The following is a 20,648-nucleotide window of genomic DNA, read 5'->3' as shown; positions in this document are numbered from 1 at the left end:
GACTGCTCGGAAGGGATCGCCGTGGCCTGTCTGCAGCGCGCCGTACTTCTACGGGCGGCCGCCGCCGCACTGGTACTGGGTGCGGCGTTCGGGGGTGAGCACGCGGTGGGGCACGCGCTGGCCAGGCGGGGTGCCGAGCAGGCGGCCCGGCAGGCCACCGCGCCGCCCGGCGGCGATCAGGCACGGGTAGCCCACTCCGGCAGTCGGGGCCACCGGACGCAGCTGCCCACCGCCGGTCCGCAGGCGGTCCCCGCCGAGATCGTCAATCCGAGCCGCTAGCGCGACCGCACCCATTCGGGTGAATGGGGCAATGTAGCGGGAATCGGCTGATATCCCCTACGGTTCGTCAGGTAGCTCCGGCGGCAGGCCTGCCCGGGCAGACGGCGTTCCCGAGGGGGTCTTTGTGATGGCCAGTCAGCAGCACAGCCCGCCGAGCCGGGCGGGTGAGCCGCCCGGCTCCGCGAGCGCCGGCCACTCACCGCTGCGCCGGGTTACGGACGGGCCCGCCGCCGAGTGGATCAGCACCGCGGCCCGGCTGGGCCTGGCGGTCGTCTGGGCCTGGGCCGGGTTGGCGAAGGTCTCCGATCCGGCGGTGGCGGCGCAGGCCGTCCGGGCCTACCGGCTGCTGCCGGAGGGGCTGGTCAAGCCGGTCGGCTACGGGCTGCCGTTCGTGGAGATCGCACTGGCCGTGCTGCTGCTGATCGGCCTGGGCGTGCGGATCGCCGCGGTGATCTCCGCGCTGCTGCTGCTGACCTTCATCGCCGGGATCAGCTCGGCGTGGGCCCGCGGGATCTCGATCGACTGCGGCTGCTTCGGCGGCGGCGGCGCCGTGGCCGCCTCGCAGACCGAGTACCTGCAGGAGATCCTGCGCGACATCGGGTTCCTGCTGCTGGCGCTCTGGCTGGTGTTCCGGCCCCGCACCAAGCTGTCCGCCGACCGCTGGCTGTCCGCGTAGCGGCGGGTCCGGCTCCCATCGAGGTCCGACATCGACGTCGGACTGTCCGTCCAGTCTGCTGAGAGCAAATCCCATGAGTGAGAAGAACCGAGATGGCAAGCGTACGGCCCGCGAGCGGATGCTGGAGGATCGGGCCGCGCAGGAGGCCAGGGACAGCCGCAAGAAGAAGATGATCGTCCTGGGCTCGGTGCTCGCGGTGCTGGCGATCGCGGCGGGCATCGGCGTCGTGGTGCAGAACAACCGCTCCAAGCCGGACGTCCCGACCGTCTCGCCGGCCGGCGCGATCGGCAACAAGAACCTGGTGATCCCGGACGGCCCGGCCAACGCACCGGCCACTCTCACCGTCTACGAGGACCCGCGCTGCCCGGCCTGCGGCCAGTTCGAGCGGGAGTTCGCCCCCACCGTCGACCAGTTGCAGGACCAGGGCAAGATCTACGGCAACTACCACCTCGTCTCGTTCATCGACCGGCACGACAGCGGCAAGGGCTCCAAGAACGGCGCCAACGCGCTCGCCTGCGCCCAGGACGCCGGATACTTCCGGGCCTACCACGACGTGCTCTACCGCAACCAGCCGGACGAGACCACCGACGCCTGGGCCGACAAGAGCAAGCTGATCGCGCTCGCCAAGCAGGTCCCGGGCCTGGACTCGCCCACCTTCGAGAGCTGCGTCAACAGCAACAAGTTCGGCGGCTGGGTCTCCTCCGTCGAGCAGGACTTCGACAAGTCCGGCTACACCTCCACGCCGACCATCCTGCTCAACGGCAAGCCGATCTATCCGACCATGGACGGCGAGCAGATCACCCCGGACAACCTGGTGAAGTGGGTGAACGCGGCGATCGCGGGCAAGCCGCTGGGCACCACCGGCTCGGCCTCGGCCAGCCCGGCGCCGAGCAGTACGGCCGCCGAGACCGACCCCAACCAGCCCGCTCCGGCCACCACCGGTTGAGCGCGGAAGGTTAAGACCGACCGGCACGATGGCGCCGCCGCGAGGCCGATCGGCGGCGCTGTATCCGAACCGGTACACCGACCGGTGCCGGATCCAAGGTCACGACACGGTAGCGTCGACCTTGCTATGGAACTCGCTTACATCCCGAGCCCGTCGCGGGGCGTCCTGTATCTGGGACCGATCCCGCTGCGCGCGTACGCCTTCTGCATCATCATCGGTGTCGCCGTGGCCGTCTGGCTCGGCACCAAGCGCTGGCTCGCCCGTGGCGGCGCCAAGCACACGGTGGGTGACATCGCGGTCTGGGCCGTGCCGTTCGGCCTGGTCGGCGGCCGGCTGTACCACGTGATCACCGATCACCAGCTCTACTTCGACCCGGGCATGGACCCCTGGAACGCGCTGCGGATCTGGGAGGGCGGCCTGGGCATCTGGGGCGCCATCGCGCTCGGCGCGGTCGGTGCCTGGATCGGCTGCCGCCGCCGGGGCGTGCCGCTGCCCGCGTACGCGGACGCCATCGCGCCGGGCATCGCGCTCGCGCAGGCGTGCGGTCGCTGGGGCAACTGGTTCAACCAGGAGCTCTACGGCAAGGCGACCACGATGCCCTGGGGCCTGGAGATCCACAAGGTCAACCCCGACGGCACGGTCACCAGCGGCATCTTCCAGCCGACCTTCCTGTACGAGTCGATCTGGTGCGTCGGCGTCGCGATCCTGGTGATCTGGGCCGACCGCCGCTTCACGCTGGGCCACGGCCGGGTCTTCGCGCTGTACGTCGCGGCCTACACGGTGGGCCGGGCCTGGATCGAGTACCTGCGGATCGATGAGGCCCACCACATCCTCGGGCTGCGGCTCAACGACTGGACGTGCATCGTCGTCTTCATCGGCGCCGTCACCTACCTGGTGATCGTCGGTCGCAAGCGCCCCGGCCGGGAGGATCCCAACTCCATCGACCCGGACTCGCGCGTCGACGAGCCGAGCGGCGCCTCCGCCGACACCGACGACGCTGGCGCTGAGGCGATCGCCATCGCCACCGCCACCGCCACCGCCACCGCCACCGCCACCGCCACCGCCGAGTCCACCGACAAGGCAGACGGCAAGGCCAAGGTCAAGGTCAAGGCCAAGGGCGAGGCCATCGAGAAGGCCGCGGAGCCGGCCGTCTCCAAGGACACCGCCACCTCCTGACCCCGTTCACCGCTCACCCCGGACCCCCGCAGCCGCCCCGGCTGCGGGGGTCCGTCGCATCCGCGCGGACCGCCCCGGAGGTAAAACCGCAGGTCAGCGAGGTTAGCCAGGGCTTCCTTGCTGGAAAGTGTCACTCGATCGGGCTAGCTTCATGGCATGAGAGCCCATCGGGCAGCCCGCTTTCTCACGGCGTTTCGCCGTGCCCGGCTGCGCTGAGGGGGGACGCCCGAGGAGGACGCAGCGCCGTGACCGTGACCATCGCAGAACCGCTCATCAGTGGACAGACCCCGGAGCCGCCCGCAGCGGAGGCCCATGAGCACAGCCACCGCGACGTCAACGGCGGCTGGCTGCGCCCCGCCGTCTTCGGCGCGATGGACGGCCTGGTCTCCAACTTCGCCCTGATGACCGGCGTGGTCGGCGGCGCCGCCAGCAGCAGCGTCGTGATCATCACCGGCCTGGCCGGGCTCGCCGCCGGAGCCTGCTCGATGGCGGCCGGCGAGTACACCTCGGTCGCCTCGCAGCGCGAGCTGGTCCAGGCCGAGCTGGAGATCGAGCGGCTGGAGCTGATCCGCAACCCGAACGCCGAGCTCGCCGAGCTGACCAACCTCTACATCGGCCGCGGCGTCGAGCCGGCGCTGGCCCGCGAGGTGGCCAAGCAGCTCTCCGCCGATCCGGTGCAGGCGCTGGAGATCCACGCGCGGGAGGAGCTGGGGATCGACCCGTACGACCTCCCCTCGCCGCTGGTCGCCGCCGTCTCCTCGTTCGGCTGCTTCGCGCTCGGCGCGCTGCTCCCGCTGCTGCCCTACCTGCTGGGCGCCACGACCCTGCTGCCCGCGCTGGTCCTGGCCGTCCTCGGGCTCTTCCTCTGCGGCGCGGTGGTGGCCCGGGTGACGGCGCGCAGCTGGTGGTTCAGCGGGCTGCGCCAGCTGGTGCTGGGCGGCGCCGCGGCCGGGGTGACGTACCTGCTGGGCTCGCTGATCGGCGGCCACCTCGGCTGACGCCCAAAACGACTGCGCCACCCGTACGCACTTGTCCGAAACCACAGCAGCGTGCATGTTTATACCATCCCATGCGTGACGTTCCGCACATAGGGCGAGGTGGTCCGGCCCCTCTACCATCGCCGAGAGGTGCGCCGGACCCGCAGGTCCAGCGCCTTCGGCCGCCCCTGGAGGGCGGAATCGCAGGTGCTCTCGAGAGCCCCGATCGCTTTCGCGTTTCAGCCCTGTTTCGGGCCGCGAACCACCGGGCACACTGGAGGGAGCGTGCGGATGAGGAGTCAACTCTCCGCGATGCCATTACCGGCCGGTAACAGCCTCTGACCTGGGGTTGTGTCCGCCATGTGGACGACAGATTCCACTTTCCGGGATGTGCGGCATCATGTAACCTGCACGAAATCGCAGAGGGCCAACGTCGTCCCTGTTGCACTTATGCACTTTGCCGAAGACGACGACGGGAGAGCCGATGCTGTCTGCATCCATGCACTCCGCCAACGAGCCCGAGCAGGACGGCGCCGCGCGCCGACCGTACGCGCTCGTTCCGGATGCGCGACCTGCTGCTCAGGGCCTTTACGACCCGCGCAACGAACATGACGCCTGCGGCGTCGGCTTCGTCGCCACACTGACCGGTGTCGCCGATCACAAGATCGTCGAGCAGGCACTGACCGTCCTGCGCAACCTGGAGCACCGCGGCGCCACCGGCGCCGAGCCGGACTCCGGTGACGGCGCGGGCATCCTGACGCAGGTCCCGGACGCCTTCCTGCGCGCCCAGGTCGACTTCGAGCTCCCCGACGCCGGCGCCTACGCGGTCGGCATCGCCTTCCTCCCCGACGACAACGCGGCCGACGCCGCCGCGGTCGCGCAGATCGAGGCCATCGCCGCCGACGAGGGCGCGACCGTCCTCGGCTGGCGCGACGTCCCGATCGCCCCCGACCTGCTCGGCGCCACCGCCCGCTCGGTGATGCCGCGCTTCCGCCAGCTCTTCCTCACGCACACCGACCGCACCGGCATCGAGCTGGACCGGATCGGCTTCGTCGTGCGCAAGCGCGCCGAGCGCGAGGCCGGCGTGTACTTCCCGTCGCTCTCCGCCCGGACCATCGTCTACAAGGGCATGCTCACCACCGGGCAGCTGGAGCCCTTCTTCCCCGACCTCTCGGACCGGCTCTACGCCTCCGCGATCGGCCTGATCCACTCCCGCTTCTCCACCAACACCTTCCCGAGCTGGCCGCTGGCCCACCCGTACCGGTTCGTCGCGCACAACGGCGAGATCAACACCGTCAAGGGCAACCGCAACTGGATGACCGCCCGGGAATCCCAGCTCGCCACCGACCTGATCCCCGGCGACCTGTCCCGGATCTTCCCGGTCTGCACCCCGGACCACTCCGACTCGGCCTCCTTCGACGAGGTCCTGGAGCTGCTCCACCTGGGTGGCCGCTCGCTGCCGCACTCGGTGCTGATGATGATCCCGGAGGCCTGGGAGAACCACGCCACCATGGACTCGGCCCGGCGCGCCTTCTACCAATACCACTCCAACCTGATGGAGCCCTGGGACGGCCCGGCCTGCGTCACCTTCACCGACGGCACCCAGATCGGCGCGGTCCTGGACCGCAACGGCCTGCGCCCGGCCCGCTACTGGGTCACCGAGGACGGCCTGGTGGTGCTCTCCTCCGAGGTCGGCGTGCTCGACATCGAGCAGGAGAAGGTCGTCAAGAAGGGCCGCCTGCAGCCCGGCAAGATGTTCCTGATCGACACCGAGCAGCGGCGGATCGTCGAGGACGAGGAGATCAAGTCCGAGCTGGCCGCCGAGTACCCGTACGCGGAGTGGGTGGCCGCCGGTCAGATCCAGCTCTCCAAGCTGCCCGAGCGCGAGCACATCGCGCACACCCACGCCTCGGTGACGCGCCGTCAGCAGACCTTCGGCTACACCGAGGAGGAGCTGCGCGTCATCCTGGCGCCGATGGCCAAGACCGGTGGTGAGGCGCTCGGTTCGATGGGCACCGACTCGCCGATCGCCGCGCTCTCCGAGAAGCCCCGGCTGCTCTTCGACTACTTCATCCAGCTGTTCGCGCAGGTCACCAACCCGCCGCTGGACGCCATCCGCGAGGAGCTCGTCACCTCGCTGCTGAGCAACCTCGGCCCCGAGGGCAACCTGCTGGCCGCCGAGTCGGCCGCCTGCCGCTCGGTGGGCATGCCGTTCCCGGTGATCGACAACGACGAGCTCGCCAAGCTCATCCACATCAACGCCGACGGCGACCAGCCCGGCCTGAAGGCCGTCACGCTCTCCGGCCTCTACCGGGTCTCCGGCGGCGGCGACGCGCTGGCCGCCCGGCTGAAGGCCATAGCGGACGAGGCGGACGCCGCGATCGCCGACGGCGCGCGGATCATCGTCCTGTCCGACCGCCACTCGGACGCCGAGCACGCGCCGATCCCCTCGCTGCTGCTCACCTCCGCCGTGCACCACCACCTGATCCGCACCAAGCAGCGCACCAAGGTCTCGCTGCTGGTCGAGGCCGGTGACGTCCGCGAGGTCCACCACGTGGCCCTGCTGGTCGGCTACGGCGCCAGCGCGATCAACCCGTACCTGGCGATGGAGACGGTCGAGGACCTGGTCGCCCAGGGCACCTTCCTGACCGGCATCGACGCGCAGAAGGCGATCCGCAACCTGATCAAGGCGCTCGGCAAGGGCGTCCTGAAGGTGATGTCCAAGATGGGCATCTCCACCGTCGCCTCCTACCGCGGCGCCCAGGTCTTCGAGGTCATCGGCCTCTCCCAGGAGACCGTGGACAGCTACTTCGCCGGCACCACCACCAAGCTCGGCGGCATCGGCCTGGCGGAGATCGCCAAGGAGGTCGCCGCCCGGCACGCCAAGGCCTACCCGGCCTCCGGCATCTCCGCCGCGCACCGCGCGCTGGACATCGGCGGCGAGTACCAGTGGCGCCGTGAGGGCGAGCCGCACCTGTTCGACCCGGACACCGTCTTCCGTCTCCAGCACTCCACCCGCACCCGGCGCTACGACATCTTCAAGCAGTACACCGAGCGGGTGAACGAGCAGTCCGAGCGGCTGATGACGCTGCGCGGCCTGTTCAAGCTGGACGCCGGCGCCCGCCCCCCGATCTCCGTCGACGAGGTCGAGCCGGTCTCCGAGATCGTCAAGCGCTTCTCCACTGGCGCGATGTCCTACGGCTCCATCTCGATGGAGGCGCACGAGACGCTGGCCATCGCGATGAACCGCCTGGGCGGCAAGTCCAACACCGGTGAGGGCGGCGAGGACCCGGAGCGCCTGTACGACCCCGAGCGCCGCTCGGCGATCAAGCAGGTCGCCTCCGGCCGCTTCGGCGTCACCTCCGAGTACCTGGTCAATGCGGACGACATCCAGATCAAGATGGCGCAGGGCGCCAAGCCCGGCGAGGGCGGCCAGCTGCCCGGCCACAAGGTCTACCCGTGGGTCGCCAAGACCCGGCACTCCACCCCGGGCGTCGGCCTGATCTCCCCGCCGCCGCACCACGACATCTACTCCATCGAGGACCTGGCTCAGCTGATCCACGACCTCAAGAACGCCAACCCGGCGGCCCGCATCCACGTGAAGCTGGTCTCCGAGGTCGGCGTGGGCACGGTCGCGGCCGGCGTCTCCAAGGCGCACGCGGACGTGGTGCTGGTCTCCGGCCACGACGGCGGCACCGGCGCCTCGCCGCTGACCTCGCTCAAGCACGCGGGCGGCCCCTGGGAGCTCGGTCTCGCCGAGACCCAGCAGACCCTGCTGCTCAACGGCCTGCGCGACCGGATCGTGGTGCAGACCGACGGCCAGCTCAAGACCGGCCGCGACGTGGTGATCGCAGCCCTGCTGGGCGCCGAGGAGTTCGGTTTCGCCACCGCGCCGCTGGTGGTCTCCGGCTGCATCATGATGCGGGTCTGCCACCTGGACACCTGCCCGGTCGGCGTCGCCACCCAGAACCCGGTGCTGCGCGAGCGCTTCTCCGGCAAGCCCGAATTCGTGGTGAACTTCTTCGAGTTCATCGCCGAGGAGGTCCGCGAGATCCTCGCCGAGCTGGGCTTCCGCTCCATCGAGGAGGCCGTCGGGCACGCCGAGCACATCGACGCGGCCGCCGCCATCTCGCACTGGAAGGCCGCCGGTCTCGACCTGGCCCCGCTGCTGCACGTCCCGGCGCTGCCCGAGGGCGCCGCCCTGCACAACACCACCGTCCAGGACCACTCGCTGGACAAGGCGCTCGACAACCAGCTGATCGAGCTGGCCGAGGACGCCCTGGAGCGCGGCGACGCGGTCCGCATCCAGCTGCCGATCCGCAACGTCAACCGCACGGTCGGCACCATGCTCGGCCACCAGGTGACCAAGCGCTACCGCGGCGAGGGCCTGCCCGAGGGCACCATCGACGTCACCTTCACCGGCTCGGCGGGCCAGTCCTTCGGCGCCTTCGTGCCCAGCGGCATCACGCTGCGCCTGGAGGGCGACGCCAACGACTATGTGGGCAAGGGCCTTTCGGGCGGCGTGATCGTGGTCCGCCCGGCCCGGGACGCGGCCGCCATCGGCGCCGACGCGCAAGCCCACGTGATCGCCGGCAACACCATCGGCTACGGCGCCACCAGCGGCCGGATCCACCTGCGCGGCAAGGCCGGTGAGCGCTTCGCCGTCCGCAACTCCGGGGCGACCCTGGTCGTCGAGGGCGTGGGCGACCACGGCCTGGAGTACATGACCGGCGGACGAGTCGTGGTGCTCGGCGAGACCGGCCGCAACCTGGCCGCGGGCATGTCCGGCGGTATCGCGTACGTGCTGGACCTGCGTCCGGCCAACGTCAACGACGGCATGGTGGGCATCGAGGCCCCGACCGCCGCCGATCGCGACTGGCTGCGCGAGACCGTCCAGCAGCACTACGAGGAGACCGGCTCCACCGTCGCCGCCGAGCTCCTGGCCGACTGGGGCAGCGGGGTCTCCCGCTTCTCCAAGATCATGCCGACCGACTACAAGGCCGTGCTCGCCGCCAAGGACGCCGCTGAGCGAGACGGACTCTCCGAGTCCGAGACCACCCGCAAGATGATGGAGGCGGCACATGGCTGACCCCAAGGGCTTCCTGACGACCCCCAAGCAGCTGGCCGAGCGCCGGCCCGTCGACGTCCGACTGCGGGACTGGAACGAGGTCTACGTCGAGCGCAGCCTGCTGCCGATCATCACCAAGCAGGCCGGCCGCTGCATGGACTGCGGCATCCCGTTCTGCCACAACGGCTGCCCGCTGGGGAACCTGATCCCCGAGTGGAACGACCTCTCCTACCGGGAGGACTGGACCGGGGCGATCGAGCGGCTGCACGCGACCAACAACTTCCCGGAGTTCACCGGCCGCCTGTGCCCGGCTCCCTGCGAGTCGGCCTGCGTGCTGGGGATCAACCAGGACGCGGTGACCATCAAGAACGTCGAGGTCACCATCATCGACAAGGCCTGGGACAACGGCGGGGTCACCCCGCAGGTCCCGGAGCGGCTGTCGGGCAAGACGGTCGCCGTGGTCGGCTCCGGGCCGGCCGGGCTCGCGGTCGCCCAGCAGCTCACCCGGGCCGGGCACACCGTGGTGGTGTACGAGCGCGCCGACCGGATCGGCGGGCTGCTGCGCTACGGCATCCCCGAGTTCAAGATGGAGAAGCGCCACATCAACCGCCGCATCGAGCAGATGCGCGCGGAGGGCACCCGGTTCCGCACCGGGGTCAGCGTCGGCGAGGACATCACCGGCCAGCAGTTGCGCGAGCGCTTCGACGCCGTGGTGGTCGCCGCCGGTGCCACCACCGCCCGCGACCTGCCCGTCCCCGGACGGGAGTTGAAGGGCATCCACCAGGCGATGGAGTACCTCCCGCTGGCCAACAAGGTGCAGGAGGGCGACTTCGTCGAGCCGCCGATCAGCGCCAAGGGCAAGCACGTCATCGTGATCGGCGGCGGCGACACCGGCGCGGACTGCCTGGGCACCGCCCTGCGGCAGGGCGCGGCCTCGGTCACCCAGCTGGAGATCATGCCCCGCCCGGCCGACGACCGCCCGACCGGCCAGCCCTGGCCGACCATGCCGATGGTCTACAAGGTCACCTCCGCCCACGAGGAGGGCGGTGACCGCGTGTACAGCGTGAACACCACCCACTTCAGCGGCGACGCCGACGGCAACGTCGCCGAGCTCCACCTGGTGGAGGTCGAGTTCAAGGACGGCCGGTTCCAGCCGATCGAAGGCACCGAGCGTTCGATCCCGGCGCAGCTGGTCACCCTGGCGATGGGCTTCACCGGCACCGACACCGCCAACGGCCTGGTGGAGCAGCTCGGCGTCGAGCTCGACGCCCGCGGCAACATCAACCGCGACGGCGTTTTCGCGACCAACGTGCCGGGAGTGTACGTTTGTGGTGACGCCGGACGCGGCCAGTCCCTGATTGTCTGGGCCATCGCGGAAGGCCGTTCGGCCGCCGCGGCGGTCGATACCTACCTGGGCGGCAAGACCGCGCTGCCCTCCCCGATCCGTCCGACCGACCGCCCCCTGGTGGTCTGAAAAAACCCTCCCGCACACCGCTCGGCTCCGGCCGGGCTGCACCACCGCCGTCCGTCAGAGCCGCCGGACGACGTTTATACGGCGCCTGCCCCCTCCCCGACCAAGCTGGGGGCAGGTGCCGTTCCTTTTTGTTCGAAGGTTGGTCAGCAGTGGCTCGTTGCTCAGGCTGACGTGACAGACTTCCGCCCGGGGGAGAGCGCCGGCGGAGGAGCGCGCGATGAGTGTGGTGCAGACGGGGAGCGGTGCAACGGTGCGTCGGCTGCTGGGGTCCCAGCTGCGTCGGCTGCGCGAGGCGGTGGGGGTCTCCCGGGAGGACGCGGGGTACGAGATCCGGGCCTCGGAGTCGAAGATCGGGCGGATGGAGGCGGGCCGGGTCAGCTTCAAGGACCGTGACGTGGCCGACCTGCTGACCCTGTACGGCGTGCGGGACGAGGCCGAGCGGGCGGCGGTGCTGGGGCTGGTGCGGGAGGCCAACGCCACCCCCTGGTGGCATGGTTACGGCGATGTGGTGCCGGGCTGGTTCCAGACCTACCTGGGTTTCGAGGAAGCCGCCTGCACGCTCGGCTCCTACGAGGTGCAGCACGTCCCGGGCCTGCTGCAGACCGAGGACTACGCGCGCGCCGTGGTCCGGCTCGGCTTCAACTCCGCACCGCAGCAGGAGATCGAGCGCCGGGTCGAGGTGCGGATGCGCCGCCAGCGGCGGCTGCTCGAGGGCGGCGGGCTGCAACTGCTGGCCATCGTGGACGAGGTGGCGCTGCGCCGGCCGTGCGGCGGACCGCAGGTGATGCACGGCCAGTTGACCCGGCTCCTCGAGCTGGCGCAGCAGTCCAATGTGGTGCTGCAGGTGATGCCGCTGGGCTTCGACGGGCTGTCGGCCGAGAGTGGTGCCTTCTCGGTGCTGAGCTTCCCCGAGCCGGGCCTGGCGGACGTCGTCTACCTGGAGCAGTTCACCACGGCGCTCTACCTGGACCGGCCCCGCGAGGTCGCCGAGTACGTCGCCACGTTGGAGCGGCTGCGGGTCGACAGCCTGTCCCCGGAGGAAAGCTGGGAGCTTCTCGATGGTTTGCTCCAAGAAGCCTGACAAGTCAGTACGATGATATTTAGTCAGATTCGTGCGAAGGGGTGTCAGGTGTCCTATTTTTCAGAACTCGCGCTGCAGTACATCGACGGCCAGTGGCGTCCGGGCAGCGGTTCCTGGGACGTAGTCGACATCAACCCCTACAACGGTGAGAAGCTCGCGGCGATCACCGTCGCGACCGTCGCCGAGGTCGACCAGGCCTACCGGGCGGCCGAGCGCGCGCAGAAGCCCTGGGCGCAGCTCAACCCGTACACCCGCCGGCTGGTCTTCGAGCGCGCGCTGCGGGTGATCGAGGAGCGCGAGCAGGAGATCACCGAGCTCATCGTCGCCGAACTGGGCGGCACCCACCTCAAGGCCGGCTTCGAACTCTCGCTCTCCAAGGACATGCTGCGCGAGTGCCTGCAGCTGTCGCTGCGCGCCGAGGGCCGGATCCTGCCCTCGCCGGTGGACGGCAAGGAGAACCGCCTCTACCGCCTGCCGGTCGGCGTGGTCGGCGTGATCAGCCCCTTCAACTTCCCGCTCTTCCTGTCACTGAAGGCGGTCGCACCCGCCCTGGCGCTGGGCAACGCCGTGGTCCTCAAGCCGCACCAGGACGCCCCGATCGCCGGCGGCACGCTGATCGCCAAGATCTTCGAGGAGGCCGGCCTGCCGCCGGGCCTGCTCAATGTGCTGGTCACCGACATCGCCGAGATCGGCGACGCGCTGATCGAGCACCCCGTCCCCAAGGTGATCGCCTTCACCGGTTCGGACAAGGTCGGCCGGCACGTGGCGACCGTGGCCGCCTCGCACTTCAAGCGCTCGATCCTCGAACTGGGCGGCAACAGCGCGCTGATCGTGCTGGACGACGCCGACCTCGACTACGCGGTCGACGCCGCGGTCTTCAGCCGCTTCGCCCACCAGGGCCAGGTCTGCATGGCCGCCAACCGGGTCCTGGTGGACCGCAGCGTGCTCGCGGACTTCACCGAGCGCTTCGTCCGCAAGATCAGCTCGCTCAAGGTCGGCGACCCCAGCGACCCGCGGACCCAGATCGGCCCGCTGATCAACACCACCCAGGCCGACTCGATCACCGCCCAGGTCGACCAGGCCGTCGCGGACGGCGCGACCGTGCTGCTGCGCGGGACCACCGTGGGCACCCTGATGGAGCCCGTGGTGCTGACCGACGTACGCAGCGACGCGCCGATCCTGCAGCGCGAACTCTTCGGCCCGGTCGTCCTGGTGGTCCCCTTCGACGGGGAGGAGGAGGCGGTGGCGCTCGCCAACGACACCCCGTTCGGCCTCAGCGGCGCCGTGCACACCGCCGACGTCGAGCGTGGCGTGCGGATCGCGCAGCGGATCGAGACCGGCATGATCCACGTCAACGACGGGACCATCCACGACGAGGCGATCGTGCCCTTCGGTGGCGAGAAGAACTCCGGGCTCGGCCGACTCAACGGCGAGTCCACGGTGGACGCCTTCACCACGCTGAAGTGGATCTCCATCCAGCACGGGCGCAGCCGCTTCCCGTTCTGAGGACGTGAGGGCTGAGCACGTGAACTGCTGCGAATCTGGACATACCATCGCTTAAGGACGTCGATGGGAGGCCAGGAATGACCAAGCGACCGACGGCAAAGATGACCAAGCTCCGCCGCGGCACCCATGAGCTGCTGGAGCGCCGCGGCATGATGGCCGCGCCAAGGGGAGGCAAAGCAGGCCAGTTCGGGCCGATGCTGCACGGCGGCCCGCAGGCCACCGGCAACGGCGCGACCTACGGCGGCTACGCGGCGCTGGCCCCCGGGGGCGCCTTCAGCCACGGCGGCCGGCGGCTGCCCGCCGAACCCGCCCTGACGGGCGCGCTGCCCGCCCACGCCGAGCTCAAGGGCCACCGCCACCGCGGCGCCGAGCACCACTCCGCGCACTGAGAGAGCGCACGGCCCGGACCGCCTTTCGGCGGTCCGGGCCGCTGCCCGCTGCCCGCTGCCCGCTGCCGTCAGGGCAGCTTCTCCAGTACCAGGCGGACCCGCTCGGCGAACTCCGCACCCGGCGGGGCATCGCTGGGCTCCAGGCGCTGCCACGAGCTGCCGCGCTCGTAGCGGTCCAGCTCCGCCGGGACCACCGAGCCCACCACCGCCCGCAGCCGCACCGCGCTCGCAGGGGAGATCCGGTCGGCCACCCCGTGCACCAGCCGGCGGGCCGTCCGCGCGTCCGGCTCCGGCCAGCCGGCCTGCGCCACCCGGTCGTGCTGCTCCGCCAGCTCCTCATGCAGCTGCGCCACCAGGTCGAGCTCCGGCTCCGGCTCGCTCTCCGCCCTGGTCTCCGTCTCGGGCCCGGGTGGCAGCGGCGGCGGTGGCGGCGGGAACGCCAGCCCCAGTACCGCGCCCGCCCCGTACAGCGCCGTGACCACCGCCGGACCCCAGCCACCGGTGTGCGCGAACAGCGCCACCACCAGACCCACGCCGCCGCCCCCGCTGCCCAGCAGATGCGCCCGCGAGCCGAAGTACGCCGGCCAGCGCGATCTACTGGTAGCCACGGATCTCCTCGAACACACTGCTCAGGTCACCCGTCGCCCCGTCGAAGAGCTGGCCCCCCGTGGTGTCCGCGATGCCCTGCAACTGCTGCTTGGCGCCCTCGCCGAAGAGGATCGGGAAGACCGGCACCGCCTGCCCCGAGGCCGGCAGCGCCTTGTAGAACGCCGCGAAGTCCGCCGCCGAGGCCCCCTCGTTGCTCTCCCCGTCCGTCATCAGCACGATCGACGTGAAGCGGTCGTCCTGCGCGGCGGCCTGCTGCTGCGCCACCACCTTGTACGCCTCCTCCAGGGTGCTGTAGATCGCGGTGCCACCCCCGGCGCTCAGACTCTGCACATCCGAGCGGATCGCCGCCAGCGCCGCGTCCGGTGCCTGATCCGGCACCGCGTGCGTATGCTCCCACTTCACCGAGTCCGCGAACGAGATCAGCGTGACCTCCTCCCGGTCGCGGAAGCGCACCACCGACCCCGAGTCGTCCGACCCGGTCAGCCGGATCAGCGCCGCCTGCAGCGAACTCAGCCGCTGACCGGCCATCGACCCCGAGGTGTCCAGCACGTAGACCGTCCGCGACGGGCGCCGCAGCTGGTTCTGGTACGCCGACAGCAACGCGTCGGCCACCACCCGGCTGCCCGGGAACGGCAGCTCCGGGCGGACGTCACTCGGCAGCCCCGCACCCAGCGGGACCCCCGCCACCACCGGGCGCCGCGCGGTCACGTCCGAGATCTTGCGCTGCACCTCGGGACGGAGCAGATACGCGGCCAACCGCTGGAAACCGTCCTGCGCCGGGCCCTTGGCCGAACTCAGCAGCGTCAGCGGGTAGTCGGCCGACACCACGCCGTCCAGCGGCCTGATCACCGTCAACTGGGCGGCCGCCGGCAGCGTCCGGTTCAGCGACAGCAGCACCGACTCGTAGTTCACCAGCGCGCCCACCTGCACCCCCGAACCGCCCTGCGCCGAACGCTGGTAGGCCTGCGCCAGAAAACCCGAGGAACTCGACGTCAGCTTCTGGCCGGTGAAGAACTGCCGCAGCGCCGGCGAGGCCTTCGCCACGTCGTCCTGGGTCAGCGCCGACTGCGCCCCCGAGAACGCCGACGCCACCCCCACCAGCGCCGACAGGCCCGAGTTGGAGCGCGACGGATCCGACATCCCGAACGTCAACTTCTGCGCCGCCACCGCCTGGCCGATCTGCGACCAGGTCACCTTGGCGGGATCCCAGCCCAGCGCGGCCAGTTGCGAGGAGCGCACCCCGATCGCCACCGGCGAGACCATCACCGGCGTCTCCGAGAGCAACTTGCCCGCCCCCGCCGGATCCAGGCGCAGATAGCGGTTGGAGGGGAACCAGAGCGCGTCGTACGCGCCGTCCGCCTTGCCCGAGGTGACCGTGTCGGCGCCGTCCAGCGTGCCGGTGTAGGTGAACTGCACACTCACCCCGGTCGCCTTGCGCGCATCGTCCAGGATCGGCGCCATGTCCTGCAGCTCGCTGCCCGCCAGCACCCGCAGCGTCACTGGCGCGCCACTGGCAGGCGGCGCGGTGGAAACGCCGTTCGAGCCCCCGTTCGAGGCCCCGCCCGACGGACCCGGCGAGGGCTTCGGCCCTGTCGAGGAACACCCCGCCACCGCGGCCAGCAGCACCGCCAGCGCGCCGATCAGCCCCCGCCGCCACGGCCCGCCGTGCCCTGCCGCTCCCCGCATCGCCACTCCTTGTGTCACCGTGCCCGCTCCCATCAGCCCGACCCCTCGGCCGCCGCCACCAACTGCCGCATCACCGGCGTCGCGGGGATCGCCACCTGGGCCACCCCGGCCGCCGACAAGTCCGGAGCGAAGCCCTTGGTCTTCGCCGACGCCATCGCCTGGGCGAACGCCTGCGGATTGCCGGCCGGCCGGAACCCCAACCTGGCCTCCAGGCCCTGCAACTTCGGGTCGTCCCGCAGCGCGACCGCCAGCGCCGACGCCCCGGGCGTCAACTCGACCACCGTGTGGTCACTCAGGAAGGTGGTGTCCGGATACAGCAGCACGGTGTCCGCCGGCAGCGTCCCCTTCAACGCCTCCGAGGCCACCTGCGACTCGTACACCCACACCAGCGGATTGCCGACACCCGACACGAAGTTACGGAACGGCCCGTCACTGCTCGGCAGTTGAGCACCCTGCAACTCGGTGACGGAGCGCATCAGCGCACTGCTGCGGGTCACCCCGGCCTGATCCGACACCACCGTGCCGCCGTTCTGCAGATACGACATCACCGCCAGGTAGATCGCCCCCGAGGAGGACGAAGCCGGATCGGTGGTGGTGATGTACAACCGCCCGGTCAGCGCCGGGTCGCTCGAAGCACCCTGCAGGCTCTGCCAGGTCGTCTGCCTGGCCAGCGCCGCCAGATAACCGCTCATCTTGAACGTCCAGACACCCGAAGGCGATTCGGCGGCCAGACCGTTCTGCAGCAGCAGCTGCGCCGTCGAGCTGTGCGCCACGATCACCAGCGGCGAGTAGAACGGCCGCACCGGCACCGGGTTGAGCCCCTTGATGTCGTTGGCCACCACCGAACTCGACGGAAACGCGAAGTCATTGCCCCGCACACTCTGGTCACTCATCTCCAACGACCCGGCCGAGGTCACGTCCACCTTCAACCCCTTGGCGGCCAGGGCCTGCTGAACACCCGGATCGCGGAAGAACTCCGCCTTCTCGGACCCGATCACCCCGTGCAGGGTACTCACCACCGGCGCCGGCCCCCCACCGCCACCCCCGCAGCAACTGCGCCACACCACCACCGCCACGCCGGCGACCAGCACCAGCGCGACGACCACCCCCACCACACGCTTCATGGCACTCTCTTCCACCATCCGGGCCACTGGTCGCAGGCCTGCCGACCGGGCCCCGGAGCCTCCCGGGCGAAGAGCCTCCCGCCATGCCCCGAGCACCGGCTGGCGTAGACATGAACCAGGGGTGAACAAGCCTTCACGGAATCGCATCGGGCGTCGGAACTAATGATCCAACTGGGCCTGACCACAAGAGATGTCACCAGCCGTCAGGAAGTTCAGCCAAGCTTCCGGCAACAGTCATCCCGCCGACCCTGCGGAGGTCGTTGTTACGCGCCGGTAATGCTTACGCTCAGTCCCATGCGCCGAGCAAAAATCGTCTGTACTCTCGGGCCAGCCACCGACTCGTACGACCAGATCAAGGCCCTGGTCGACGCCGGCATGGACATCGCCCGCTTCAATCTCAGCCACGGCTCCCACATCGAGCACGAGGAGCGCTACCGCCGCGTCCGCAAGGCCGCGGACGAGACCGGCCGCAGCGTCGGCATCCTGGTCGACCTCCAAGGCCCGAAGATCCGCCTCGACAAATTCGCCGAGGGGCCCGTACTCCTTGAACGCGGCGACGAGTTCACCATCACGGTGGAGGACGTCCCCGGCGACCGGGAGATCTGCGGCACCACCTACAAGGGGCTCGCCGCCGACGTCTCGCGCGGCGAGCGGATCCTCGTCGACGACGGCCGGGTCTGCCTGGAGGTCACCCACGTCGACGGACCCCGGGTGCACTGCATCGTCATCGAAGGCGGCCTGGTCTCCGACCACAAGGGCCTCAACCTGCCCGGAGTCGCCGTCTCGGTGCCCGCGCTCAGCGACAAAGACGTCGCCGACCTGCGCTGGGCCCTGCGGATCGGCGCCGACCTGATCGCCCTCTCCTTCGTCCGCAGCGGCAAGGACATCGAGGACGTGCACACCGTGATGCGCGAGGAGGAGCGCTTCCTCCCCGTCATCGCCAAGGTGGAGAAGCCGCAGGCGGTCGAGAACCTCGACTCGATCGTCGACGCCTTCGACGGCATCATGGTCGCCCGCGGCGACCTCGGTGTCGAGATGCCGCTGGAGCAGGTCCCGCTGGTCCAGAAGCGCGCCGTGAAGCTGGCCAAGCGCAACGCCAAGCCCGTCATCGTCGCCACCCAGATGCTCGACTCGATGATCAACGCCTCGCGGCCCACCCGCGCCGAGGCCTCCGACGTCGCCAACGCCGTACTGGACGGCACCGACGCGGTGATGCTCTCCGGCGAGACCTCGGTCGGCAAGTACCCCGTCGAGACGGTCAAGACCATGGGCCGGATCATCGAGGCCGCCGAGGAGGACGTCCTGGCGGCCGGCCTGCCGCCGCTCACCGTCCGCAGCAAGCCCCGCACCCAGGGCGGCGCGGTCGCCCGCGCGGCGGCCGAGATCGGCGACTTCCTCAACGCCAAGTACCTGATCGCCTTCACCCAGAGCGGCGACACCGCCCGCCGCCTCACCCGCTACCGCTCGCCGATCCCGGTCCTCGCCTTCACCTACGAGCCGTCGGTGCGCAGCCAGTTGGCACTCACCTGGGGCGTGGAGACCTTCCTCGGCCCGTTCGTGCCCACCACCGACGAGATGGTCGCCCAGGTGGACGCCCAACTGCTCAGCCTGGGCCGCTGCCAGCGCGGCGACATCGTCGTCATCACCGCCGGCTCCCCGCCCGGACTCGCCGGCTCCACCAACCTGGTGCGCGTGCACCACGTCGGCGAACTGGACAACTGACCGGGCCACCTGGCCGGGCCACCACCGCGTCCGTACGGGCGGCGTCCTCCCTCTGCGGGGAGGGCGCCGCCCGTTCGCGTAGGTGTCGCGTAGGCATCCTGTTAAGACTGCATACTGACGCTTGACACTTTGCTTGATTGTCCGGGATGGGGGCAGGCCCGAAACTCTAGGGACACCGGCGGATCTTCGTGCCGGTCGAAGTCTCACCGCTGACACCAGCCGCAATGCCGTCCTGCGCAACGCCGTCCTGCCCCCACAGGCCGATGCCTCGCCCGCACCGCCTCGGCACCGAGGTACCGCGAGCCGATTCCCCCCAGAGGTGACCATTGACCGCCATACCCGTGGACCAGTACGTGAAGCGCGGCCTCGCCCCCAAGCGGGTGCGCCTGATGCCGCTGGTCGCGTTGATCTTCTTCAGCGTCTCCGGAGGCGCTTACGGTATCGAGTCACTCTTCTCCACCTCCGGGCCCGGTATGGCCATTGTGCTGATCATCGTCACGCCACTGATCTACAGCGTGCCGAATTCACTGATCTGCGCCGAACTCGGCACCGCCATTCCCGTCGAGGGCGGCTACTACCACTGGGTGAAGAAAGGCCTCGGAAAGTTCTGGGGCTTCCAGCAGGGAATCCTGCAATGGGTGTGCAGCTTCGTCGACATGGCGCTCTACCCGGTCCTCTTCACCAGCTACCTGCAGAGCCTGGCGTCCGCCGTGGCACCCGGCAAGCACGTGCTGTTCACCGTCGGACACCTCCAGTTCGACCTGAACTGGTTCATCTGCCTCGCGGTCATCGCCGTCTTCACCCTGGTCAACCTGCTCGGCGCCGGCTGGGTCGGTGAGTCCTCGGTCGTCTTCGCCCTGATCTGCCTGACGCCGATGGTCATCCTCACCGTCGTCGGCGTCGCCCACCTGGTCGGCCACGGCATCAACCCGGTCAGCTCGCTGACCAGTTCGTCCGACCAGTCCACCTGGAACGCCTTCGGCTCCGGCCTGTTCATCGTCATGTGGAACTACTCCGGCTGGGACAGCGTCTCCAACGTCGCCGGAGAGATGGAGAACCCCCGCAAGCACCTGCCCAAGGCGCTCGCCATGGCGATGGTGCTGATCATGGTCGGCTACCTGCTGCCCACCCTCGCCTCGCTGGCCACCGGCCCCGACGGCGACGCCGGCTGGAAGAAGTGGCAGGCCGGCTCGTTCTCGGACGTCGCCAAGCAACTGGCCGGCCCGTGGCTGCAGGTGACCGTCACCGTCGGCGGGATGTTCGCAGCCGTCGCGATGTTCTCGGCGCTGCTCGCCTCCAACTCCCGCCTGCCGATGGTCCTCGCCCAGGACGGCTACTTCCCGAAGTGGGTGGCCAAGGAGTCCCGGCGCTACCGGATGCCGATCGTCTCGATCATCGGCTCCTCGACCATCTACGCGCTGTTCTGCCTCAGCAGCTTCACCAACCTGGTCATCTTCGACGTCTTCCTCACCAACATCGGCATCCTGCTGGAGGTCGCCGCGCTGATCGCGCTGCGGATCAAGGAGCCCGAGCTGGAGCGGCCCTACCGGATCCCCGGCGGCTGGTACAGCATCGCCGGCATCGTGCTCTGCCTGGTCAGCGTCTGCGGCTGGGCAGGCTGGGAGCAGTACTCGCAGAACGGCACGCAGGCGGTCACCTACTGCCTCGTCATCGTCGCCGGGTCCTGCCTGCTCTACCTCCCGCTGGAGTGGTGGCGGGCGCGAAAGGCCCGGATCGACCCGACGCTCGACCTCAGCCCCGGAAGCCCGGCGTATACCGCGTGGCTGGCCGAGGCGACCAGTCACGCGGTGGTCGCGCGCACCTGAAATGAACTGGTAGTCGGTGCGGTGGCAACCCGATTTACGGGGTGTCACCGCATTCCGCTTCAACGACACAATCTGCATCCTGCCCAGTTTGATGGCGAGCGGATAGCGT

At 70.0% G+C, this 20,648-nt stretch carries 15 protein-coding genes; 12 read left to right on the top strand and 3 right to left on the bottom strand.

What is annotated here, in order from left to right:
* Positions 1–21: 21 nt before the first annotated feature.
* From P3T34_RS10760 to P3T34_RS10715, 10 genes are all read left to right on the top strand, one after another.
* Positions 22–279 (top strand): hypothetical protein, encoded by a 258-nt coding sequence (locus P3T34_RS10760; protein ID WP_280665798.1) that lies wholly within the window; start codon positions 22–24, stop codon positions 277–279.
* Between the two features lie 127 nt (positions 280–406).
* Positions 407–955: a MauE/DoxX family redox-associated membrane protein gene (locus P3T34_RS10755; protein ID WP_280665797.1), complete on the top strand. Its 549-nt coding sequence runs from the start codon at positions 407–409 to the stop codon at positions 953–955.
* A 73-nt stretch (positions 956–1,028) separates the two neighbouring features.
* A complete protein-coding gene (locus P3T34_RS10750; protein ID WP_280665796.1) occupies positions 1,029–1,901 on the top strand; it encodes a thioredoxin domain-containing protein in 873 nt (290 codons plus the stop codon).
* A 126-nt stretch (positions 1,902–2,027) separates the two neighbouring features.
* Positions 2,028–3,077 carry a prolipoprotein diacylglyceryl transferase gene (gene lgt, locus P3T34_RS10745; RefSeq protein ID WP_280665795.1) on the top strand — a complete coding sequence of 350 codons (1,050 nt, stop codon included), beginning with the start codon at positions 2,028–2,030 and terminating at the stop codon, positions 3,075–3,077.
* Between the two features lie 272 nt (positions 3,078–3,349).
* Complete coding sequence (locus P3T34_RS10740; protein WP_280671956.1) at positions 3,350–4,075, top strand: VIT1/CCC1 transporter family protein; 726 nt, start codon at positions 3,350–3,352, stop codon at positions 4,073–4,075.
* 478 nt (positions 4,076–4,553) lie between these two features.
* On the top strand, positions 4,554–9,143 hold the full coding sequence (gltB, locus tag P3T34_RS10735) for a glutamate synthase large subunit (RefSeq protein ID WP_280671950.1): 4,590 nt from the start codon (positions 4,554–4,556) through the stop codon (positions 9,141–9,143).
* Positions 9,136–10,596 carry a glutamate synthase subunit beta gene (locus P3T34_RS10730; protein ID WP_280665794.1) on the top strand — a complete coding sequence of 487 codons (1,461 nt, stop codon included), beginning with the start codon at positions 9,136–9,138 and terminating at the stop codon, positions 10,594–10,596. The genes gltB and P3T34_RS10730 overlap by 8 nt, the downstream gene beginning before the upstream one ends.
* A gap of 217 nt (positions 10,597–10,813) precedes the next feature.
* The gene (locus tag P3T34_RS10725; RefSeq protein WP_280665793.1) at positions 10,814–11,677 is read left to right on the top strand and encodes a helix-turn-helix transcriptional regulator; all 864 of its coding nucleotides are present in this window, start codon (positions 10,814–10,816) and stop codon (positions 11,675–11,677) included.
* Positions 11,678–11,725: 48 nt separating this feature from the next.
* On the top strand, positions 11,726–13,183 hold the full coding sequence (locus P3T34_RS10720) for an aldehyde dehydrogenase family protein (protein ID WP_280665792.1): 1,458 nt from the start codon (positions 11,726–11,728) through the stop codon (positions 13,181–13,183).
* Positions 13,184–13,260: 77 nt separating this feature from the next.
* Entirely contained in the window at positions 13,261–13,572 is a 312-nt protein-coding gene (locus P3T34_RS10715; protein WP_280665791.1) for a hypothetical protein, read from the top strand.
* 68 nt (positions 13,573–13,640) lie between these two features.
* Here P3T34_RS10715 and P3T34_RS10710 read toward each other — a convergent pair whose 3' ends face one another.
* The 3 genes from P3T34_RS10710 to P3T34_RS10700 are packed head-to-tail and all read right to left on the bottom strand — an operon-like array spanning position 13,641 to position 16,991.
* Positions 13,641–14,180 carry a hypothetical protein gene (locus P3T34_RS10710; protein WP_280665790.1) on the bottom strand — a complete coding sequence of 180 codons (540 nt, stop codon included), beginning with the start codon at positions 14,178–14,180 and terminating at the stop codon, positions 13,641–13,643.
* Complete coding sequence (locus P3T34_RS10705; RefSeq protein WP_280665789.1) at positions 14,167–15,867, bottom strand: VWA domain-containing protein; 1,701 nt, start codon at positions 15,865–15,867, stop codon at positions 14,167–14,169. Before P3T34_RS10705 ends, P3T34_RS10710 begins: the two co-directional genes overlap by 14 nt.
* 32 nt (positions 15,868–15,899) lie before the next feature.
* Positions 15,900–16,991 carry a hypothetical protein gene (locus tag P3T34_RS10700; RefSeq protein WP_280665788.1) on the bottom strand — a complete coding sequence of 364 codons (1,092 nt, stop codon included), beginning with the start codon at positions 16,989–16,991 and terminating at the stop codon, positions 15,900–15,902.
* A 294-nt stretch (positions 16,992–17,285) separates the two neighbouring features.
* Between P3T34_RS10700 and pyk the strand changes: the two genes are divergently transcribed.
* Together pyk and P3T34_RS10690 are read left to right on the top strand one after the other, a co-directional pair.
* Positions 17,286–18,713 carry a pyruvate kinase gene (gene pyk / locus P3T34_RS10695; RefSeq protein WP_280665787.1) on the top strand — a complete coding sequence of 476 codons (1,428 nt, stop codon included), beginning with the start codon at positions 17,286–17,288 and terminating at the stop codon, positions 18,711–18,713.
* Between the two features lie 326 nt (positions 18,714–19,039).
* On the top strand, positions 19,040–20,539 hold the full coding sequence (locus P3T34_RS10690; protein WP_280665786.1) for an APC family permease: 1,500 nt from the start codon (positions 19,040–19,042) through the stop codon (positions 20,537–20,539).
* Positions 20,540–20,648: the final 109 nt, after the last annotated feature.

Source organism: Kitasatospora sp. MAP12-44 (genome assembly GCF_029892095.1).
Taxonomy (GTDB): Bacteria; Actinomycetota; Actinomycetes; order Streptomycetales; family Streptomycetaceae; genus Kitasatospora.
Note: the sequence above shows the minus strand (reverse complement) of the source record. Positions and strands in the feature narration are given on the sequence as shown.

Bases quoted from the DNA above. Each gene is read 5' to 3' on its own strand.
- lgt (WP_280665795.1), top strand. From the start codon at position 2,028: ATGGAACTCGCTTACATCCCGAGCCCGTCGCGGGGCGTCCTGTATCTG.
- P3T34_RS10750 (WP_280665796.1), top strand. From the start codon at position 1,029: ATGAGTGAGAAGAACCGAGATGGCAAGCGTACGGCCCGCGAGCGGATG.
- P3T34_RS10755 (WP_280665797.1), top strand. From the start codon at position 407: ATGGCCAGTCAGCAGCACAGCCCGCCGAGCCGGGCGGGTGAGCCGCCC.
- P3T34_RS10725 (WP_280665793.1), top strand. From the start codon at position 10,814: ATGAGTGTGGTGCAGACGGGGAGCGGTGCAACGGTGCGTCGGCTGCTG.
- P3T34_RS10730 (WP_280665794.1), top strand. From the start codon at position 9,136: ATGGCTGACCCCAAGGGCTTCCTGACGACCCCCAAGCAGCTGGCCGAG.
- P3T34_RS10715 (WP_280665791.1), top strand. From the start codon at position 13,261: ATGACCAAGCGACCGACGGCAAAGATGACCAAGCTCCGCCGCGGCACC.
- gltB (WP_280671950.1), top strand. From the start codon at position 4,554: ATGCACTCCGCCAACGAGCCCGAGCAGGACGGCGCCGCGCGCCGACCG.
- pyk (WP_280665787.1), top strand. From the start codon at position 17,286: ATGCGCCGAGCAAAAATCGTCTGTACTCTCGGGCCAGCCACCGACTCG.
- P3T34_RS10705 (WP_280665789.1), bottom strand. From the start codon at position 15,867: ATGCGGGGAGCGGCAGGGCACGGCGGGCCGTGGCGGCGGGGGCTGATC.
- P3T34_RS10700 (WP_280665788.1), bottom strand. From the start codon at position 16,991: ATGAAGCGTGTGGTGGGGGTGGTCGTCGCGCTGGTGCTGGTCGCCGGC.